At 61.9% G+C, this 17,392-nt stretch carries 19 protein-coding genes; 11 read left to right on the forward strand and 8 right to left on the reverse strand.

Annotated features, from left to right (window positions below):
- Positions 1 to 90: 90 nt before the first annotated feature.
- Positions 91 to 1,152, forward strand: a complete 1,062-nt coding sequence (locus CHC01_RS01255) for a hypothetical protein (RefSeq protein WP_089261757.1) — start codon at positions 91 to 93, stop codon at positions 1,150 to 1,152.
- 11 nt (positions 1,153 to 1,163) lie between these two features.
- Here CHC01_RS01255 and CHC01_RS01260 read toward each other — a convergent pair whose 3' ends face one another.
- Positions 1,164 to 3,128, reverse strand: coding sequence for an alkyl/aryl-sulfatase (locus tag CHC01_RS01260; protein ID WP_244558240.1), 1,965 nt, complete (start codon positions 3,126 to 3,128; stop codon positions 1,164 to 1,166).
- Between the two features lie 115 nt (positions 3,129 to 3,243).
- Here CHC01_RS01260 and lanM point away from each other — a divergent pair, with 115 nt between their 5' ends.
- From lanM to CHC01_RS01280, 4 genes are all read left to right on the forward strand, one after another.
- A complete protein-coding gene (gene lanM, locus CHC01_RS01265; RefSeq protein ID WP_089263587.1) occupies positions 3,244 to 3,633 on the forward strand; it encodes a lanmodulin LanM in 390 nt (129 codons plus the stop codon).
- 40 nt (positions 3,634 to 3,673) lie between these two features.
- Complete coding sequence (uvrB, locus tag CHC01_RS01270) at positions 3,674 to 6,694, forward strand: excinuclease ABC subunit UvrB (protein ID WP_089261761.1); 3,021 nt, start codon at positions 3,674 to 3,676, stop codon at positions 6,692 to 6,694.
- A 332-nt stretch (positions 6,695 to 7,026) separates the two neighbouring features.
- Entirely contained in the window at positions 7,027 to 7,152 is a 126-nt protein-coding gene (locus CHC01_RS33270; protein ID WP_283805439.1) for a hypothetical protein, read from the forward strand.
- 26 nt (positions 7,153 to 7,178) lie between these two features.
- Positions 7,179 to 7,622, forward strand: a complete 444-nt coding sequence (locus CHC01_RS01280; protein WP_141137019.1) for a hypothetical protein — start codon at positions 7,179 to 7,181, stop codon at positions 7,620 to 7,622.
- A 541-nt stretch (positions 7,623 to 8,163) separates the two neighbouring features.
- Here CHC01_RS01280 and CHC01_RS01285 read toward each other — a convergent pair.
- Complete coding sequence (locus tag CHC01_RS01285) at positions 8,164 to 8,973, reverse strand: transporter substrate-binding domain-containing protein (RefSeq protein ID WP_089263588.1); 810 nt, start codon at positions 8,971 to 8,973, stop codon at positions 8,164 to 8,166.
- Positions 8,974 to 9,185: 212 nt separating this feature from the next.
- On the opposite strand from CHC01_RS01285, the gene CHC01_RS01290 reads away from it, so the two are divergent.
- Entirely contained in the window at positions 9,186 to 9,890 is a 705-nt protein-coding gene (locus CHC01_RS01290; RefSeq protein ID WP_089261767.1) for a hypothetical protein, read from the forward strand.
- A gap of 3 nt (positions 9,891 to 9,893) precedes the next feature.
- Here the strand turns inward: CHC01_RS01290 and CHC01_RS01295 are convergent, their stop codons facing one another.
- On the reverse strand, positions 9,894 to 10,916 hold the full coding sequence (locus tag CHC01_RS01295) for a S1C family serine protease (RefSeq protein ID WP_089261769.1): 1,023 nt from the start codon (positions 10,914 to 10,916) through the stop codon (positions 9,894 to 9,896).
- A gap of 197 nt (positions 10,917 to 11,113) precedes the next feature.
- Here CHC01_RS01295 and CHC01_RS01300 point away from each other — a divergent pair, with 197 nt between their 5' ends.
- Positions 11,114 to 12,433 (forward strand): dicarboxylate/amino acid:cation symporter, encoded by a 1,320-nt coding sequence (locus CHC01_RS01300; protein ID WP_089261771.1) that lies wholly within the window; start codon positions 11,114 to 11,116, stop codon positions 12,431 to 12,433.
- Between the two features lie 9 nt (positions 12,434 to 12,442).
- Here the strand turns inward: CHC01_RS01300 and CHC01_RS01305 are convergent, their stop codons facing one another.
- Positions 12,443 to 12,757 carry a hypothetical protein gene (locus tag CHC01_RS01305; RefSeq protein ID WP_089261773.1) on the reverse strand — a complete coding sequence of 105 codons (315 nt, stop codon included), beginning with the start codon at positions 12,755 to 12,757 and terminating at the stop codon, positions 12,443 to 12,445.
- A 34-nt stretch (positions 12,758 to 12,791) separates the two neighbouring features.
- On the reverse strand, positions 12,792 to 12,971 hold the full coding sequence (locus tag CHC01_RS01310) for a hypothetical protein (protein WP_089261775.1): 180 nt from the start codon (positions 12,969 to 12,971) through the stop codon (positions 12,792 to 12,794).
- A gap of 144 nt (positions 12,972 to 13,115) precedes the next feature.
- On the opposite strand from CHC01_RS01310, the gene CHC01_RS01315 reads away from it, so the two are divergent.
- The 4 genes from CHC01_RS01315 (at position 13,116) to CHC01_RS01330 (ending at position 15,646) form a co-directional block, all read left to right on the forward strand.
- Positions 13,116 to 13,391 (forward strand): hypothetical protein, encoded by a 276-nt coding sequence (locus CHC01_RS01315; protein WP_089261777.1) that lies wholly within the window; start codon positions 13,116 to 13,118, stop codon positions 13,389 to 13,391.
- A 193-nt stretch (positions 13,392 to 13,584) separates the two neighbouring features.
- Complete coding sequence (locus tag CHC01_RS01320; RefSeq protein ID WP_089261779.1) at positions 13,585 to 14,016, forward strand: nuclear transport factor 2 family protein; 432 nt, start codon at positions 13,585 to 13,587, stop codon at positions 14,014 to 14,016.
- A gap of 121 nt (positions 14,017 to 14,137) precedes the next feature.
- A complete protein-coding gene (locus tag CHC01_RS01325; RefSeq protein WP_089261781.1) occupies positions 14,138 to 15,034 on the forward strand; it encodes a hypothetical protein in 897 nt (298 codons plus the stop codon).
- Between the two features lie 171 nt (positions 15,035 to 15,205).
- The gene (locus tag CHC01_RS01330; RefSeq protein WP_089261783.1) at positions 15,206 to 15,646 is read left to right on the forward strand and encodes a hypothetical protein; all 441 of its coding nucleotides are present in this window, start codon (positions 15,206 to 15,208) and stop codon (positions 15,644 to 15,646) included.
- 351 nt (positions 15,647 to 15,997) lie between these two features.
- Here the strand turns inward: CHC01_RS01330 and CHC01_RS32195 are convergent, their stop codons facing one another.
- The 3 genes from CHC01_RS32195 to CHC01_RS01340 form a co-directional block, all read right to left on the reverse strand.
- Entirely contained in the window at positions 15,998 to 16,141 is a 144-nt protein-coding gene (locus tag CHC01_RS32195) for a hypothetical protein (RefSeq protein WP_170849743.1), read from the reverse strand.
- Between the two features lie 125 nt (positions 16,142 to 16,266).
- Complete coding sequence (locus CHC01_RS01335; protein ID WP_089261785.1) at positions 16,267 to 16,749, reverse strand: MaoC family dehydratase; 483 nt, start codon at positions 16,747 to 16,749, stop codon at positions 16,267 to 16,269.
- A gap of 9 nt (positions 16,750 to 16,758) precedes the next feature.
- Positions 16,759 to 17,217 carry a MaoC family dehydratase gene (locus tag CHC01_RS01340; protein ID WP_089261787.1) on the reverse strand — a complete coding sequence of 153 codons (459 nt, stop codon included), beginning with the start codon at positions 17,215 to 17,217 and terminating at the stop codon, positions 16,759 to 16,761.
- Positions 17,218 to 17,392 lie beyond the last annotated feature (175 nt).

The raw sequence follows: 17,392 nt of genomic DNA on the forward strand, positions 1-17,392 counted from the left end.
GGCGACCGGTTTTGGCCCTTGAACGCTTCGGCCTGTGTAAGCGACAAAGGGCAGTGTTCGGCGTCGAATGGCGCATTGCGGAGAGAGTGCATGCGATATTCGACCGATGATCTGCGCGCGGCTGTCACAGCCGGCGTGCTTCCTTCCACGCAGCTCGACGCCCTGCTGGCTTTCCTCACGGCGCGTGTGCCGGAGCAGCCGGCTGCCGGGCCCAAATTCGACGTCGTGCATTTGCTCTGGTACGCAGGCGCGCTGGTGGTGATATCAGCCATGGGGCTGTTCTCGACGCTGGCGTTTTCGCAAATGGGCGGGCCGGCGCTGACCGCCACTGCCCTTGTCTATGCCGGCCTGTTCACCGCCGCCGGTCACTATCTCTGGACGGTCAAGAAGCTGCGGACGCCGGGCGGACTGCTGATCGCGGTCGCCGTGGCAATGACACCGCTGGCCGTGTTCGGCATACAGGACGCCTACGGTGCCTGGACCGAATTCGGCAAGCCGGCGGCGATGCGCGATTTCTATGTCTGGATCAAGGGCAGCTTCGTCTTCATGGAGCTGGCGACCATCACCGCGGCAATCGTGGCGCTGCAATTCTATCGCTTTCCGTTCATCGTGTTCATCATGGCGGTGGCGCTGTGGTTTCTGTCGATGGATGTCGTGCCGTGGATCGCGGGCGCGAGCTACGGCAACTGGGAGCTATCGCGCAAGGTGTCCATCTGGTTTGGCCTTGGCATTCTGGTTGCTGCGGTGATCGTCAACCTGCGCCAGCGCAGCGGCGATTTCGCATTCTGGCTTTATCTGTTCGGCGTGCTGACATTCTGGGGCGGCATCACCGCCACGTCTAACGGCACCAATCTCGACAAGGCGCTATACTGCCTGCTGAACGTCGGCTTCCTGCTGATCTCGGTCGCGCTGTCGCGACGGGTGTTCGCGGTGTTCGGCACCATCGGCATTGCGATCTATCTCGGCGACCTCGCCGAGAAGATCTTCAAGGATTCGATGCTGTTCCCGTTCGCGCTGTCGCTGATCGGCATCGGCATCATTGCGCTGGGGCTCTATGTGAACCGCCACCAGCGCGACATCAGCGCCTGGGTTGACGCGCGCCTGCCCGCATCGCTCAAGCGCCTGCGGGCGGAGCCGGCCGGACAGGCGTGATATAGCCGGACCTATTCCGCGCGCGCTTTCTTCGGTTCCACGATCTCGAATCCCGGCGAGAATTCGTCCAGCAGACCGAACAATTCGCGCAGCTTAAGCGGATTGCCGCTGAGTGATGTTTCCCCGGCGGCCACACTATCCGCAAAGGTGCGCTGCTTCAGCGTGATGGCGTCGAGCGCTGCGCGCGTCAGCGTCACGCTGGCGTCGGCGTTGTCGGAAAGTTTGCCCGACATATGCGTCAGCGCTGAATTCTCCAGATTCATCACATAGGTTTCATTGAGATCGGTGAAGGTCCAGTTGATGACGATCTTCTTGCCTTCCGCCTTCGTCGCGTTGAGCCGCACCCCGAGAAAATCGAAGGCCAGATCGATGGATACGCCCTTGAGCAGCTCGGCGTTCGCCAGCGACGATCTCTGCGGCCCGACGCCGCTGCGCAGTTCCAGTGCACCGAGCAGATAAGCATTCCGCCACGTCGCCGCCTCGCTCTGATAGCCCAACTGTTCGAGTGCATCGGCACCGAGATCACGCGCCTCCGTGTTCGACGGGTCGGCGAACACGACCCGACTCATCACGCTAGCAACCCAGCGATATTGCCCTGCCTTGAAATCCTCGCGCGCGCGTCTGATCGTGGCGTCCGCACCGCCCATGTATTCGACCTGCTTCTTCGCCTCCTCTGCGCGCGGCAACGGATTGAGGTCCGCGGGATTGGCGTCATACCAGCCAAGATAGAATTGATAGACCGCCTTGGCATTGTGGCTCAGGGTGCCGTAATAGCCGCGCGACGCCCAATCGTTCGCCAGCGACGGCGGCAGCTTCAATTGCTCCGCGATCTCGGTCGATGTGAGGCCGTGATTGAGCAACCGCACGGCCTGGTCGTGGATGAATTTGTAGAGATCGCGCTGTTTCTTGAGAAAATTGACGATGCGCGCGTTGCCCCACATCGGCCAGTGATGCTGTGCGATCACGATATCGGTCTTGTCGCCGTAGCGCGCGATCGCCTCGCCGATGTAGCGCGACCACAACCGGCCGTCGCGAATCTCCGCACCCCGGATCGTGTAGAGATTGTGCATGTTGTGGGTGGCATCTTCCGCCATGTTCAACAGCTTGAACTGCGGAAAATACAAGATCATCTCGCTTGGGGCTTCCGAGCCCGGCACCAGATGAAATTCGATCTCGACGCCATCGACGATGCGCGTCTCGTAGGACTGCTTGATGAGGTCGTTTGGAGGGATCAGCGAGATCGTCCCCCTCGCCAATGCCTTGCCCAACCCCGTATCGACCTGGGCGCGCTCACCGACCGGCAGTGCGCTGCCGAACTGGTATTGCGCGCGGCGCGACATCGCATTGCCGGCAATGATGTTCTCCGCCACCGCATGCTCCATGAAGCCGTCGGGCGCGATCACCTTGACCTTGCGCTGCCTGGCGTCGTTCTCGCTGATGACGCCCTTGGCGCCGCCGAAGTGATCGGCATGGCTGTGGGTGTAGATCACGGCGGTAACGGGCTTCGCAGGCCGGTTCTTCAGATAAAGTTCGAGCGCGGCTTTTGCGGTCTCGTTCGACAGCAGCGGATCGATCAGGATCAGGCCGCTGTCGCCCTCGATGATGGTCATGTTGGAAATATCGAGCCCGCGCACTTGATAAACGCGCTCGGTGACCTTGAAGAGGCCGTTGATCGCGTTGAGCTGCGCCTGTCGCCACAGGCTGGGATTGACGGTCGCCGGCACAGCGTCGTTTTGCAGGAACGCATAGGGCTTGGTGTCCCATGCCGGCCTACCGTCCGGACCTGCGATCACGCCATCCGGCAGCGTGGCGATGAAGCCGCGTTTGGCATCATCGAAATCGGCACGGTCGGAAAACGGCAGCGTCTTCAGCACCGATTCGTTCAGCCCCTTCGTGGCCGGCTCGGCGTCCCTGGACTGAGCGAGGCACGGCGCTGTTGCAAATCCTATTGCAGTGCACAGCAATATTGTCGGCATCACACGCATGGCAATCCCTCGCAGACCTCGGCCGCATCGCCGGATTTGAGTGTTGAACCCGGAATCCGAATGACGCATCCTGATTGAAATATAGAGTACGCCAAGGGAGATGATCATGACCACACGCCGCACGGTTCTGCTATCTCTCGCGATACCTCTTGCCGCGCTGGTGCCGGCGCAGGCCGCCTCTTTCCTGGCGCAGCTCGATCCCGACAAGGATGGCACCGTCGACCTCGCCGAGGCGAAGGCGGCCGCCGGCAAACTGTTCGACAAGCTCGACCGCGACAAGGACGGCACGCTGGACGCCCGGGAGCTGCGCGGCCGCATGAGCAAGAGCGAATTCGCTGCCGCCAATCCGGACAATGACGGCACGCTCGACAAGGCGGAATATCTCGCCGTGGTGGAAACCCGGTTCCGCGCGGCAAACCCCGATAATGACGGCACCATCGACGCCAGAGAATTCGCCACGCCGGCGGGCAAGAAGCTGTTGAAGCTGCTCAAGTAGGGCCCTTTTATCGCCACCGGACTCGCCCCATATTCCGCCCATGGCGAAGAAACCCGACTCTCCGAAAAAGCCCACAAAATCAATCAAGACCCCCGCCGCCAAGCCTGGCGCCGGCCGTCCCGACGTCAAGCCGATCGGGCCTGCGCTGGCGGAACTGCTGAATCCCGCGATCAATCGCGGCGATGCCGGCATGGGCTCGGGCACCGGGTTGCAGCCGCCGCCGAGTAATTCCTTCGAGCGCCGCTCCGGCGGCGAGGCCGCGGTGCATCGCGCGCGCAAATCGACGCCTAAGAAGTTCGAGGGCGATGAAGGCATGCGCCCGACGCCGTTGCAGCCGTTTCCGCAGCCGGTGGTGGCGCCCTATGCGCCGCGGCTGAGCGAGCAGAAGGGTCTCGAGGAAGCGCCGCAGGCCAATTACAACACCTCGGCCTCGATCCCGACGCTGGATCCGGAACTGGCCAAGCAGCTCGGTTTCACCACCGAGGAAGAAGACGCCGAGGCGCTGACGGCGCGGCCGCCGCGCAACAAGATGGAAGCACTGGGCGTGCAGGCCACCGCCGATGCGCTGGAAGCGCTGGTGCGCGATGGCCGTCCGGAGTTCAAGGACCAGAAAGTGTGGACGCCGCACCGTCCGCCGCGCCCGGAGAAGTCCGAAGGCGGCGTGCGCTTCGAGCTGAAATCGGAATATGAGCCGAAGGGCGACCAGCCCACCGCGATCAAGGAACTGGTCGAGGGCATCGACCGCAACGACCGCACCCAGGTGCTGCTCGGCGTCACCGGCTCCGGCAAGACCTACACCATGGCAAAGGTGATCGAGGCGACGCAGCGCCCGGCGATCATCCTCGCGCCGAACAAGACGCTGGCCGCGCAGCTCTATGGCGAGTTCAAGAGCTTCTTCCCCGACAACGCCGTCGAATATTTCGTCAGCTATTACGACTACTACCAGCCGGAAGCCTACGTCCCGCGCACCGACACCTATATCGAGAAAGACTCGTCCATCAACGAGCAGATCGACCGCATGCGCCACTCGGCGACGCGCGCGCTCTTGGAGCGCGACGACGTCATCATCGTGGCCTCGGTATCGTGCATCTACGGTATCGGCTCGGTGGAAACCTATACCGCGATGACCTTCGCGTTGAAGAAGGACGAGCGCATCGACCAGCGCCAGCTGATCGCCGACCTCGTCGCCCTGCAATACAAGCGTACCCAGCACGATTTCACGCGCGGCACCTTCCGCGTGCGCGGCGATGTCATCGACATTTTCCCGGCCCACTATGAAGACCGCGCCTGGCGCGTGAACCTGTTCGGCGACACCGTGGAGAGCATCGAGGAGTTCGATCCGCTCACCGGCCACAAGCAGGACGAGCTCGAATTCATCAAAATCTACGCCAACTCACACTACGTGACGCCGCGGCCGACGCTGATCCAGGCGATGAAATCGATCAAGGAAGAGCTGAAGTGGCGGCTCGACCAGCTGCACAATCAGGGCCGGCTGCTGGAAGCGCAGCGGCTGGAGCAGCGCACGACCTTCGACCTCGAAATGATGGAAGCCACGGGTAGCTGCGCCGGCATTGAGAACTATTCGCGCTATCTCACTGGGCGTCGCCCGGGCGAGCCGCCGCCGACTTTGTTCGAATATGTGCCGGACAATGCGCTGGTCTTCGCCGACGAAAGCCACGTCTCGGTGCCGCAGATCGGCGCCATGTTCAAAGGCGACTTCCGCCGCAAGGCGACGCTGGCGGAATACGGCTTCCGACTGCCCTCCTGCATGGACAACCGGCCGCTGCGCTTCGAGGAATGGGACATGATGCGCCCGCAATCGATTGCGGTGTCCGCGACGCCGTCCGGCTGGGAGCTGCAGGAATCCGGCGGCGTCTTTGTCGAGCAGGTCATTCGCCCGACCGGCCTGATCGATCCGCCGATCAATATCCGCCCGGCCCGCACCCAGGTCGACGATCTCTTGGGCGAAGTCCGCGCCACCGCGGCCCAGGGCTATCGTTCGCTGATCACCGTGCTGACCAAGCGCATGGCCGAAGACCTCACGGAATTTCTCCATGAGCAGGGCATTCGCGTGCGCTACATGCACAGCGACATCGACACCATCGAGCGTATCGAGATCATCCGGGATCTCCGCCTCGGCGCATTCGACGCGCTGGTCGGCATCAATCTCCTCCGCGAAGGTCTCGACATTCCCGAATGCGCGCTGGTCGCCGTGCTCGACGCCGACAAGGAAGGCTTTTTGCGTTCGGAGACCTCGCTGATCCAGACCATCGGCCGCGCCGCGCGCAATGTCGACGGCCGCGTCATTCTCTATGCCGACCAGATGACCGGCTCGATGACGCGCGCCATTGCCGAGACCGATCGTCGCCGCGAGAAGCAGGTCGAATACAACACGTTGCACGGCATCACGCCGGAAAGCGTGAAGAAGTCGATCGGCGACATCATGAACTCGGTCTATGAAGGCGACCGCGTGCTGGTGGATATCGGCGGCGGCATGGCAGAGGATGCCATCACCATCGGGCATAATTTTGAAGCCGTGCTGGCCGATCTGGAAGTGCGGATGCGCGAGGCTGCCGCCGACCTAAACTTCGAGGAAGCCGCCCGCCTGCGCGACGAGGTCAAGCGCCTGCGCGCCACCGAACTCGCCGTGGTCGACGACCCCACCGTCAAGCAGCGCGGCGTCGCCGCGCGCGGCGGCGGTTACAAAGGCGAGAAGAAATATGGCGACGCCGCCAATCTTCCCGCGCGTCTCGACAAGGCCGCGCAAGGCAAGGCGCGTGGCAAATACGGCAAGAGTTCATCAGCGGGCGGTGCGTCGTCGAAAGTGCACAAGCCCGGGCTCGACGAGATGGGCATCGCGAACTGGCATGAAGTGAAGCCCGCCCGTGGCAAAGAGGTGGAACGTCCGCGCAAGCCGACACTCGACGAGATGGGTCCGGGCACCGAGAGCAAGATCTTCCAGCCGAAGAACAGCCGCGAGTCCGGACCGGAGTTTGGCCCTGCGCCAAGATCGACCGGCGGCGCGCCGGGGCATCGGGGCGGGTGGAAGAAGCGGCCCTGATCGCTGCTCTCTTTGCCACACGAACCGCCCGCGATGTCCCTCTCCCCTCGCGGGAGAGGGGGAGCCGCGAGCGGAGGCCGATGTAACCGCGCTCCACACATCGCATTGAACGACGAGCATCTCGCGGCGACCAATCCCACGCCTGACCGCGGCAGTCGAACCCGACCGCACAAAATATTCGAAGGGCTACTTATCCACGTTATCCCAGTTATCCACCATATCGGTGGGAATCGGGTGTAACGGCACGATTCCCTTGCGTGGAGTCCGCAAATCACCGACAGATTCTCTACCCCCTGATTGTTCTCCATGAATTTCAAATGGAGAGCTGTGACATGCCCGAACCTACTAAGTTTGAAGTTAAGTTCATTGGCCTGAGTATTTCCGCTGAAGGTGCGCTCGGTATTGTGGCCGCCGTTGTCGTGTTCTTCGGGGCCATCGCGTTCTACAAATACCTATGAGACCGCGAGAACAGACCGTCGCCTTGGTGAAAGAGCTGACCCACTTGCGGGGTCGGATAATCACCTCGTATGCCCAAGTAGAATTCCTGCTCGCCGACTTTTCGGTGAAGATTAATGTCGATTTTCCTTATCGGATAAAGGACCGCATCAAAGCGGCGAAGAAAATCGTTGAGCGGCCCGAGTACGCGTCCTACCGCGAAGAGATGATCAAGATTTGCGACGAACTGTTGGAGTATGACGAGGCAAGACACCTCATGGCACACGGCATGGTGAAATTGACCGCCGACCCTCAGGGCAATCACGATATCGAATTCAGGCTGTATCGGCAGACTCGCAAAGAGACATTCGAGCTTGTCGAGGTACATTCCAGCGTTGCTCGGATGAGGGCGGCCGCCGATGAGATCACGGCCTACGTAGGTCGCGCGGTTGACCTATTCCGGCGCATTTACAAGGAAATGAAATTGGAATGACCACTTATTCTTTAGGAAGCGCTGCATCCTCGCAATTCATATTGACATGATTCCTATAAGACTATATACCCCTCTCCGTCCTGCTCGTGAGGGGCGCTTCTCGAGGGCGCTTTCGGAGTGGAGCAGGATACGGCGCCTGCGGACGTGCCTCGCAAGCACGGACTCGGGAGGTCCGGGGTCACCGTCCTGGCCCACTACGGGGCTGCGCCGGAAACGGCTGGACGGGTGCGGGTGAAGGCAGGCGAAAGCCTGTCCGGAACGGGGGACTTTCATTAGTCCTGCCCAGTACCCGGAAGCACGGTCCCTGGAACAGAAATCGCCGTGATGGAGCGCCGCAAGGCGTTGCGCTGTGGACGGAACGGTGTCGCAACCGGACCGGACGCAGCGACTGACTATCAAGGTGCGCCTTGCGGCGCTCCATTCCCCTCAGTTCCGAGGGGAGAACGACAGCTCACCTCGGGGCTTTCGCCCACGAGAACGATGTCGCGTGGCTGTTTGACATGTACATCCGAGCGAACGACGGCGGGCTTCTCCCGCGTCGTTACTTCCCCGCCGGCGGCGCGACGTCGGCGACCTGGCCGCTGCGCTTGAGCGCGTCGGCGACGAAACCCGAGGCCTTCATCTCCTCGACGAAGGCGGCAAGATAGGCGACACCAGTCGTGCGCGGCTTGTCGGCGATGCGCGGCATGGCCATCGCCTGCTGGATCTCCTGGAAGTGACCGGACATCACGCGCATCTCCGGATGGTCCTTGGCATAGGCATCGAGCTGCTGACGGACGCCGGCGGCCGCATCGAGCTTCTCGTCGAGAAACTTGCGGATCATCGCGCTGCCGCCGCCGGCATCGGCGCGCAGCACGGTGGCATGCTTGATGGTGCGGGTGAGATAGAGGTCGTAGGCCGAGCCGAGGCCGACCGACATCCGGACGCCGTCCTTGTCGACGTCGTCGACGGTCTTCAGCAGCGAATGCGCGGGGACCATGTAGGTGCCCTCGATGATCACATAGGGCGCGGTGAAGATGATCTCCTGCGCGCGCACCGGCTCGATGGCGATGAAGCCGACATCCCAGGCGCCGGCCTTGGCGCCCTCGAACACCTTGCCTGCCGCCTCATAGGGCACATAGTCCACGGGCACGCCGAGGCGCTTGGCGAGTTCAGCGGCAAGATCCGCCGAGACGCCGCGCGGCGCGCCGTCGGGACCCTTCTGGGCCAGGACGCTATTGCCGTAATTGATCGCGGCGCGGAGTTTGCCCGTGGGAGCGAGATCGCGCAGCACCTCGGGCGACGGCGCCGGCTGGGCGAAAGCCGGAAGTGCAGCACTCATGAACAGCACCATCCATCGTAAAATACGCATCATAGGCCTCCCCGATTTCGGCGCGACCATGCCCGCAAACCCGCCGCGCGACAATCGGCGACCGAGCCTCCAATGACAGCGTGATCGGCCCGGCGCGACCAACCTCCGTTCGTCACGCGGACGGGATGGCTGATATGCCCGGCCGGGAATGCCTGTTATCGCACTGCGCGAACGTCTACACTGATGCCCGTTGGCGCAGTGGGTGGCTTTAGGTGTTCGACGGTTTCTACAAATGCGACTACCGGGCGGGCGACGTGGTCGGCCGCAGCGTCATGTATTGCAAGGACGGCCGCATGCTGGGCGGCAACACCGCCTTCGCCCATATCGGCACCTATGAGGAAGCCGACGACGGCATCCATGCGGTGATCCACGGCCAGCGCCATCATGTCGGCTCGCAGTTTCGCACGCTCTATGGCGACGACGACGGCTCGATCCGCGTCCGTGGCATCCACGACGGCAAGAACTACAGGTTCACGGGCGGCGACGCGCAGGGCAAGGGGCCGGCCTTCGAGTCGGTGATGACGCGGCTCGACGAAGAGGACTTCCCGGACACCGGCACCGTGGGTGATGGCGGCATCGCCAACGGGCTGTATTCGCTGCACATGAAAACCCTCGACGGCGTCGAGGACGGGCTGACCGGCGTGATGCTGCTGTTCGACGGCCGCATTCTCGGCGGCGACGCGCGGTTCTATTATCTCGGCGCCTATGGCTCGGCCGGCGGCCGCTGGAAGGGCGAGATCGTCAATCAGGAGCACACGCCCGCAGCCGGCGGGAGTTCGCTTTTCGCCGGCTATGAAGTGGGCATCGGCTTTTCCGGCAGTTGCAGCGACGGCCGCGCGGCCTTCGAAGCCACCGCCCTCGCCGGCAAACGCAGCCTGCGCCTCAAGGCCGAGCTGTCGCTGCTGCACAAGGCCTGATAGTTACGCGCGCGCCAGCACCTTGCGTTCGACGGGATGAATGTCGATGGCACGCAAGCGGCCCATCCGCAGCACGTCGATCTCGATCGTCCGATCGATACGGTCGCGATCAAGAATGCGGATCAGATCATCGACGCCATTCACCGGCACGTGATCGAGGCTGATCACCACATCGCCAGGCAACAGACCAGCCTTGAACGCCGGACCGTCGGGATCGATCTGGTCGAGCAGCGCGCCCATGGTGTTCTCGATGCCGGCGAGCACCGCATGGCGGCGCGGGATCGGCGCGGTCTGGCCGGACACGCCGATGAAGGCGCGGCGGACATAGCCGTGCCGGATGATCTCCGACAGCACGAATTGCGCGGTGTTGCTGGCGACCGCAAAGCAGATGCCCTGCGCGCCCTGGATGATGGCGGTGTTGATGCCGATCACCTCGCCGCGCGACGACACCAGCGCGCCGCCGGAATTGCCGGGATTGAGCGCGGCATCGGTCTGGATCACGTCCTCGATGTTGCGCCCGCTCACCGAGCGGATCGAGCGGCCGAGTGCCGAGACCACACCGGCAGTGACCGTGGATTCGAAGCCAAGCGGATTGCCGATGGCCACGACAAGCTGGCCGCGCTTCAGGTTCTTGGAGTTGCCGAGACCCGCATAACGCAATTCGCGCGCGCCATCGGCCCGCAGCAAAGCAAGATCGGTATCGGGATCGGCGCCGAGCACGCGGGCATCGGTGACGACGCCTTCGGTGTCGCGCAGGCGGATATGCCTGGAATCGCCGACGACATGACTATTGGTCAGGACGAGGCCGTCGGGCGAGATGACGATGCCAGAGCCGAGCCCGCCACGTTCGCGGGCATTCGGCGTCTTGGCTCCGGTCTCGACCCGCACGACCGCGGGGCCGACGCGTTCGGTGACATCGATGACAGCGTTCGAATAGGCATCGAGCAGCGCAGCATCGTTCGGCACTGCGGCAACGGCGGGTGTCGCGGAATCGTCATTTAAGGGATGTGCGGTGATATCAAGCATGGCGATGCTTCCTTTGAGATTTAAATGGCCCCGGCGCGCACCACTGCAAGTGCAGCATGCGCGGGAGACATGGCCGGGCTGCGCCGCGCTTTAACCTCAGGTCTGTTCAAACCGTGACTTTACGCCGCAGCTCAGCGCACCTATGTTTTGCGCGCGGCTGTCGATGGTGATGAGCGCTTTCAAGGGACGAAACCACGATGGCCAAGCAACCCTGGTATCGCATTCTCTATATCCAGGTGCTGATCGCGATCGCGATCGGCGTCACCGTCGGCTACTTCTATCCGGATGCCGGCAAGGCCCTGAAGCCGCTCGGCGACGGCTTCATTGCCCTGATCAAGATGATGATCGCACCGGCGATCTTCTGCACCGTGGTGCACGGCATCGCCTCGATCGGCGACATGAGCAAGGTTGGCCGCATCGGCGGCAAGACGCTGCTGTATTTCGAGACGGTCTCCACCCTGGCGCTGCTGATTGGCCTGCTGGTCGGCCACTTCCTGCAGCCAGGCGCCGGCTTCAATATCGATCCCTCCACATTGGACGCAAAATCCGTCGCCAGCTATGTCAGCCGCGCCAAGGAGGAAAGCTTCGTCACCCATCTGATGGGAATCATTCCGACGTCCTATTTCGACTCGCTGGCCAAAGGCGATCTGCTGCAGGTGCTGCTGGTGGCGATCCTGTCCGGCTTCGCGATCTCGCATATGGGCAAGCCCGGCGAAAAGATTGCCGAAGGCGTTGATCTCGCCGGCAAGATGTTCTTCCGCATCATCGGCATGATCGTGCAGCTCGCGCCCATCGGCGCCTTTGGCGCAATGGCTTTCACCATCGGCTCGTTCGGCCTCGGCGCCCTCGTCAATCTCGGCTATCTCATCTTCACCTTCTATCTGGCGTCGCTGCTGTTCGTGCTGCTGGTGCTCGGCGGTATCGCGCGTGCCTTCGGCTTCTCGATCCTGCGTTTCATCGGCTATATCAAGGACGAGCTGCTGATCGTGCTTGGCACCTCGTCGTCCGAGACCGTGCTGCCGCGCATGATCACCAAGATGGAAGCTCTGGGCGCATCGAAGCCGGTGGTCGGCCTCGTCATTCCGACCGGCTACAGCTTCAATCTCGACGGCACCAATATCTATATGACGCTCGCTACGCTGTTTCTGGCGCAGGCCACCAACACGCATCTCACCTTCGGCCAGATGGCCGCGGTGCTCGGCGTGGCGATGCTGACATCGAAGGGTGCATCGGGCGTCACCGGTGCGGGCTTCGTGACGCTGGCCGCGACGCTGTCGATCATCCCCGATATTCCGATCACCGCACTGGCCATCATCGTCGGCATCGACAAGTTCATGAGCGAATGCCGGGCGCTCACCAATCTGATCGGCAACGGCGTCGCCACCATCGTCATCAGCCGCTGGGAAGGCGAACTCGATCGCCATCAGCTCCACGAGGCGCTGCTGCATCCGATCGATTTCGGCGAAGAGATGGAGCGCCGCCCGCTGGGAGAACTGCCGGAGAAATCGGCCGCCTGACCCCTCTGTCTAGGGCACCCGATCTGGCATCAGCGTCGCCGCCGCCTCTGCGCTGGCGTCCGCACCTGACAGCAACAGATACTGCCCGTTCTGCAACGTCGCGGCGCTCGCCACGACGACGGCCCGCTTCGGGCAGATGCCAAGACAGCTCGTCAGTACCACGCGCGGACTTTTCACGTCCTGCTTCGCGCTGCGGCGTTTCAAGTCCGACTTGAGCGATTTGCGCAGTGCCTTGCCGTCATCAATGCGACCAAGGCATTTCTTGCAGACAAGAACGGGGGGCGCGCGGCGCAAGCGCGCGGTGACGACGGGTTTGCTGGCCATTCCTCTTATATAGAAACCGCCCGCTGCATTGCGATCACCCCGACCGACGGTTGCTGGTGTTCTGCGTGAGATTGCCGTGCGCCGCCTGTTCGCGAATATTGTGCTTCTCGTCGTCGCGATGACCCTTGGTGTTATCGAGCGTCACCTTCGGCGCGCTGCCAGGTCCCTTGTCGCTGCAGTTATCTTCGGGAACGGGCTGGATGTGCTTGGTCATCGGGAATCTCCCTTGCAGATCGGGAGAAAACGCAGCCGCCCAAGCAGCGTTCCTTTCCCGGGCTCCGGCACATGAAATCGCCGCCCGCCGTTGAACCTTCTGGCGCCGTTGTTTGACGCATAAAACATTGAGTGGGGGCGCTGCATGAAAATCGCGTTGCTGATCTTGCTGGGTCTGGTTCTGGGCTTGCTCGGTGGAGCGGCCGTGGGGATCGGCGCCGGCGTTGCCTGGGTCGAATTGTTCAAGACCAGCAATTTCGAGGGCTATAGCGCCATGCTGGTGTTTTTCACCTTCATGCCCATTGGCGCACTCCTCGGCGCCGTCGGCGGGGCCCTCCTGTTCGGCGTCATGGCTGCCCGCAATGGTGATGTCGCCATGGAACCGCTCCCCGTGCAGGACCACGAGCAGACATATCGGTAAGGTTATGCCGACGCCGCAATGCAGCTTAACGTTTTGGTGAGCAGCTCCTCACCACGAACATTTGTGCATTGCAAAATAAACCGTTGAATTTTAGCGAAATTATATTACTTCAGCTATCAAGCAATTTGTGCAGACCGCCCGGACAACGTTGCCCCGGCGCGCAAGTGTTTCAACCATTTTCAGGACTATCCCAATGACAGAGCACAGCCTCTGGCGTTTCTCGCGTGCGTTGCATCGCGCCATCAATGAACGCCAACTCGACCAACTCGCTGACATCATCGACGACAATATCGAATGGGCGGTCTACGGGCCGATCGACATGTTTCCGTTTCTCGGTGCGCGCCACGGCAAAGCCGCCGTGCTCGATGTCTGCAAGCAGATCGCCGACAATGTGCGGGTGCATCGCTTCGAGCGGGAGTCGATGATCCTTGGTGATGAGTCTGGCTCCGCAATGATGCGCTTCTCGCTGACCGCACTGGATTCGAACCGCCCTATCAGCCTGCGGCTGGCGCAATTCGCGCAGTTCAAGGCCGGGCGTCTGACCAGCATGCGCGTGGTCGTCGATACATTCGACCTGGTCGAACAGGCATTGGGCCGACCTATCCATCTGCCGAAGATCGCCTGAGCAGCACGGCGATTGCCAATCGCCAAGTTCATCCCCAGCGAAATGTTGCGACGCCACAATTCCGCCGAGCCTGATGGTATTATGTGCCAATCGATCCGCGATCTTGCTGGGCAGTGGCACGATGGCTTCAATCAAACCGACATATTGGGCGCTCATCGCAGCACTCGGCGGAACGGCGTTTGCCTTTCCGGCTCACGCGCAGAATCCGTGGAGCGGCCTCGTCGACGTTGCGCCGCCTCCCGGCGAAATAGAGCAGGTCGACACGGCAGCCACTCCTCCTGCTGACACCCCGGAACCCGACTGGAGCCTCTTGAACACCGACGATTCGCCGACGGCGAAGGCATCGCTCCGCGAGAAGCGCTCGTCGCTGATCGTCGGCAGCCCGTCGTCCAGCTGGACTTCCAACGACAGCAACGGCGCGTCCGCGCTCTCGGTCAAGCAGTCGGTTACGCCGTTCTGGGATACCCGCGTCGGCGCCGACATCAATGTCGCGCGGCAAAACGCGCCGCGCAGTGCAGCCGATGCCTACCGCAACCAATTCGGCGACGGCACGGTGCAGGCCCAATCGGGCGGCGCCGCCTGGGCGGCAGCGACTGCTCCCGGCGTGGGCTCAATCTGGGACAAGACGGCGATCGAAGCGCGCGTCGATCCGGGCGCGGATCAAACCAAACTGGGCACTTCGCTCAGCAAGTCGGTACCCATTGCCGGCGATCAGTATTCGCTGACGCTGCAGAGCGGCTACAACGTGATCCAGCAAGGCAGCATTCCAGCCATTGGTTACAACGGTCGCCCCACGCGAAGCTACGAGACCGATCAGCTCGCGCGCTTCAACATCACCGATACCGGCACCAGCTTCATCGCCGGGCAATCGCTCGCCACCACCGACGACAAATGGCTGCGCAAGTTCGGCGCCGAGCAGAAGCTGTTTGGCGGCGTCAACGTCTCCGGATCGATCAGCGAGACCGTTCAGGGCGTGACCAACAAGACGTTCTCGGCAGGCTTCAAGCATAGTTGGTGAATTAAGTTTTAATACACTTTGCCAGACGATTGCCGGCAAAGATCGGCGCCCTGCCGCATATTCGCCGCTATCTCGTCAAAATCCACTGCGCAGATGTACACGTAAATTTGTCATGCGGGGGACCGCGCTCGCTCATTGTGAAGTCCGCTTCACACAAACAAGGAAGAGCTGATGAGTGCCATTCGTTCAGAACAGACAGAAGCCAAAGATGACGACAGCAACCTCGCCGCTGTGTCTGAAGTCGAAGCGGGTATCCGCGACTTCGTGCGCAACGATATCGCTTACCTCCGTCGTCCGGTGCCTGGCATGGTGAACAACAGCAGTGAAACCACCACCGGCACCGAAGCGCCGCTGGAAGCGACGACCGAAGCGACCGTGAACAGCGTCAATTCGCTGATCCAGCGCGTTGCAGGCACCTCGCTCGGCGAGATCGAGAAGCTGGTTTCCGAACTCGAGAGCCTGCGCGACCTGCTCCACGCCGAAGGCCAGCGCGTTCAGCGCGAGATCTCCGGCTATGCCCAGCTCAGCCAGGCCGCGATGAAGTCGACCCGCCTGATCGCCGACAACGTCGCGCAGTGGAAGCGTACCGCTGACGGTCTGCGTCACGACTGATCGGCACTAGACCACCCGAATCAAAAGCCGCCGCCCGAAAGGGCGGCGGCTTTTTCATGAGCTCGTTCAATTGAACTTTATTCGTTTTGTTCCCGACCAACGGTTACGCAGCACCTGCGAACTGCTTTGGGGGGAATCGATCCGTGGAGACCATTCGGCCGAACAACACCGACCCCATTCCGGCGCGCAACAATGCGCCCAGGATGGGGACCATTATCTTACGCTTTGTCGGATTGCTGTTGGTGGCCGTGGCATTGCTCGCCTGGGCCTGGAGTCGCTGAGGTCGCCATAGACCCCGCTCACGAAAAAACCCGCGCAGTTCGGCGCGGGTCTGGTTAGCAACTCGTAAAATTACTCGCTGACGACCGCGCTGCTCTCGAGCGTATAGGCGCCATCGGCATAACCCTTGACCACCATGCACGTGGCCAGCATCACCGCAAGCGTCACGCTCGCGAAGATGAAGCCCACAAATTTTAATCCGGTGCGGTCAGCCATTGTCGTCCCCAAAATCGTCCTACGAAGTGTCGTCTCGGTCGTCATACCCGTGAGTCGCAGATCACGCTCACAAGGTTCAGAACCCCTTAACAGAGCTAGGGTTCCATCGATAAAGTTTGAAATGGTTAAGCCGCGTCGCCCCGTTGCGGCAGGAAGACCGAACCAAGGAAGCTGTAGACCTCCTCGCCGCGCTGATTAACGGCAACGTTCCTCGACTGCAAGATCCCCCAACCCGGACGCGTCGCGGTCGCGCGCACGGACACGACCTCGCTGCTATAGGTCAGGGTATCGCCGGCGAGAACAGGCCGGGTCCAGCGCAAATCACGAAAACCGGGAGATGGGCCGCCGACTGGAGGCTCTTCGCCACGCGACTCTGCTTCCGCCTTTGCGCGCTGGCCGTCGGCCACCAGCAACTTCATGCACACCGACGCCACGTGCCAGCCCGACGCAGCGAGACCACCGAATAGCGATTTGCGGCCGGCCTCTTCATCGAGATGGAACGGTTGCGGATCGAATTGCCTGGCAAACGCCTTGATCGACTCCGCCGTGAACGTGAACGAGCCGAGTTCACGGCGCATACCGATTTGGATGTCTTCCAGATAGCGCATGCTGCGACCCTAGTTCCCGGAGGCGGGTTCACGCACCCCGATCATGATCGGGGTGATCATCTCGGAAATCGTCTGCCCCTTGGCATTGCGTGTGCTGAACTTGAATTTGACGATGCCCAAGGTCGGCCGGCTTTGCGATACGCGCGCCTCGACCACTTCGACATCCAGCGTCAGATCGTCGCCGGGGCGAAACGGCGCGAGCCATCGCATCTGATCCACACCCGGCGAGCCCATCGATGCGGTCTTGTGCAGAAACCCGTCATAGATCATCCGCATCATCAGCGAGCACATGTGCCAGCCGGAGCCGGAAAGTCCTTTGAGCATCGATGCGCTTGCGGCAACTTCATCGAGATGCATCGGCTGCGGATCGTATTCTTTCGCATAGGCGATAATCTCGTCGCGCGTAATATGGCGCGGCCCGAAGGTCCCGAAGTGGCCGGGCTTAAAATCTTCAAATGTCAGGGTCATAATGGGGAATGCCGTCGAGGAAGCCTGATTGTGGCCGTTATTTGCAGCAATCTCAACCCGGTCGCTTGCATGGCTTTCCCGCGATCCTGCCCGTCAATGTGGTCGGGCCGGGATATTTGAAGCCGTTTCTCAATGCAATTGAATTTGTCACACATCTACACGGCGGGGGATTTTA

The organism is Tardiphaga sp. OK246, assembly GCF_900188215.1.
GTDB classification, from domain to species: Bacteria; Pseudomonadota; Alphaproteobacteria; order Rhizobiales; family Xanthobacteraceae; genus Tardiphaga; species Tardiphaga robiniae.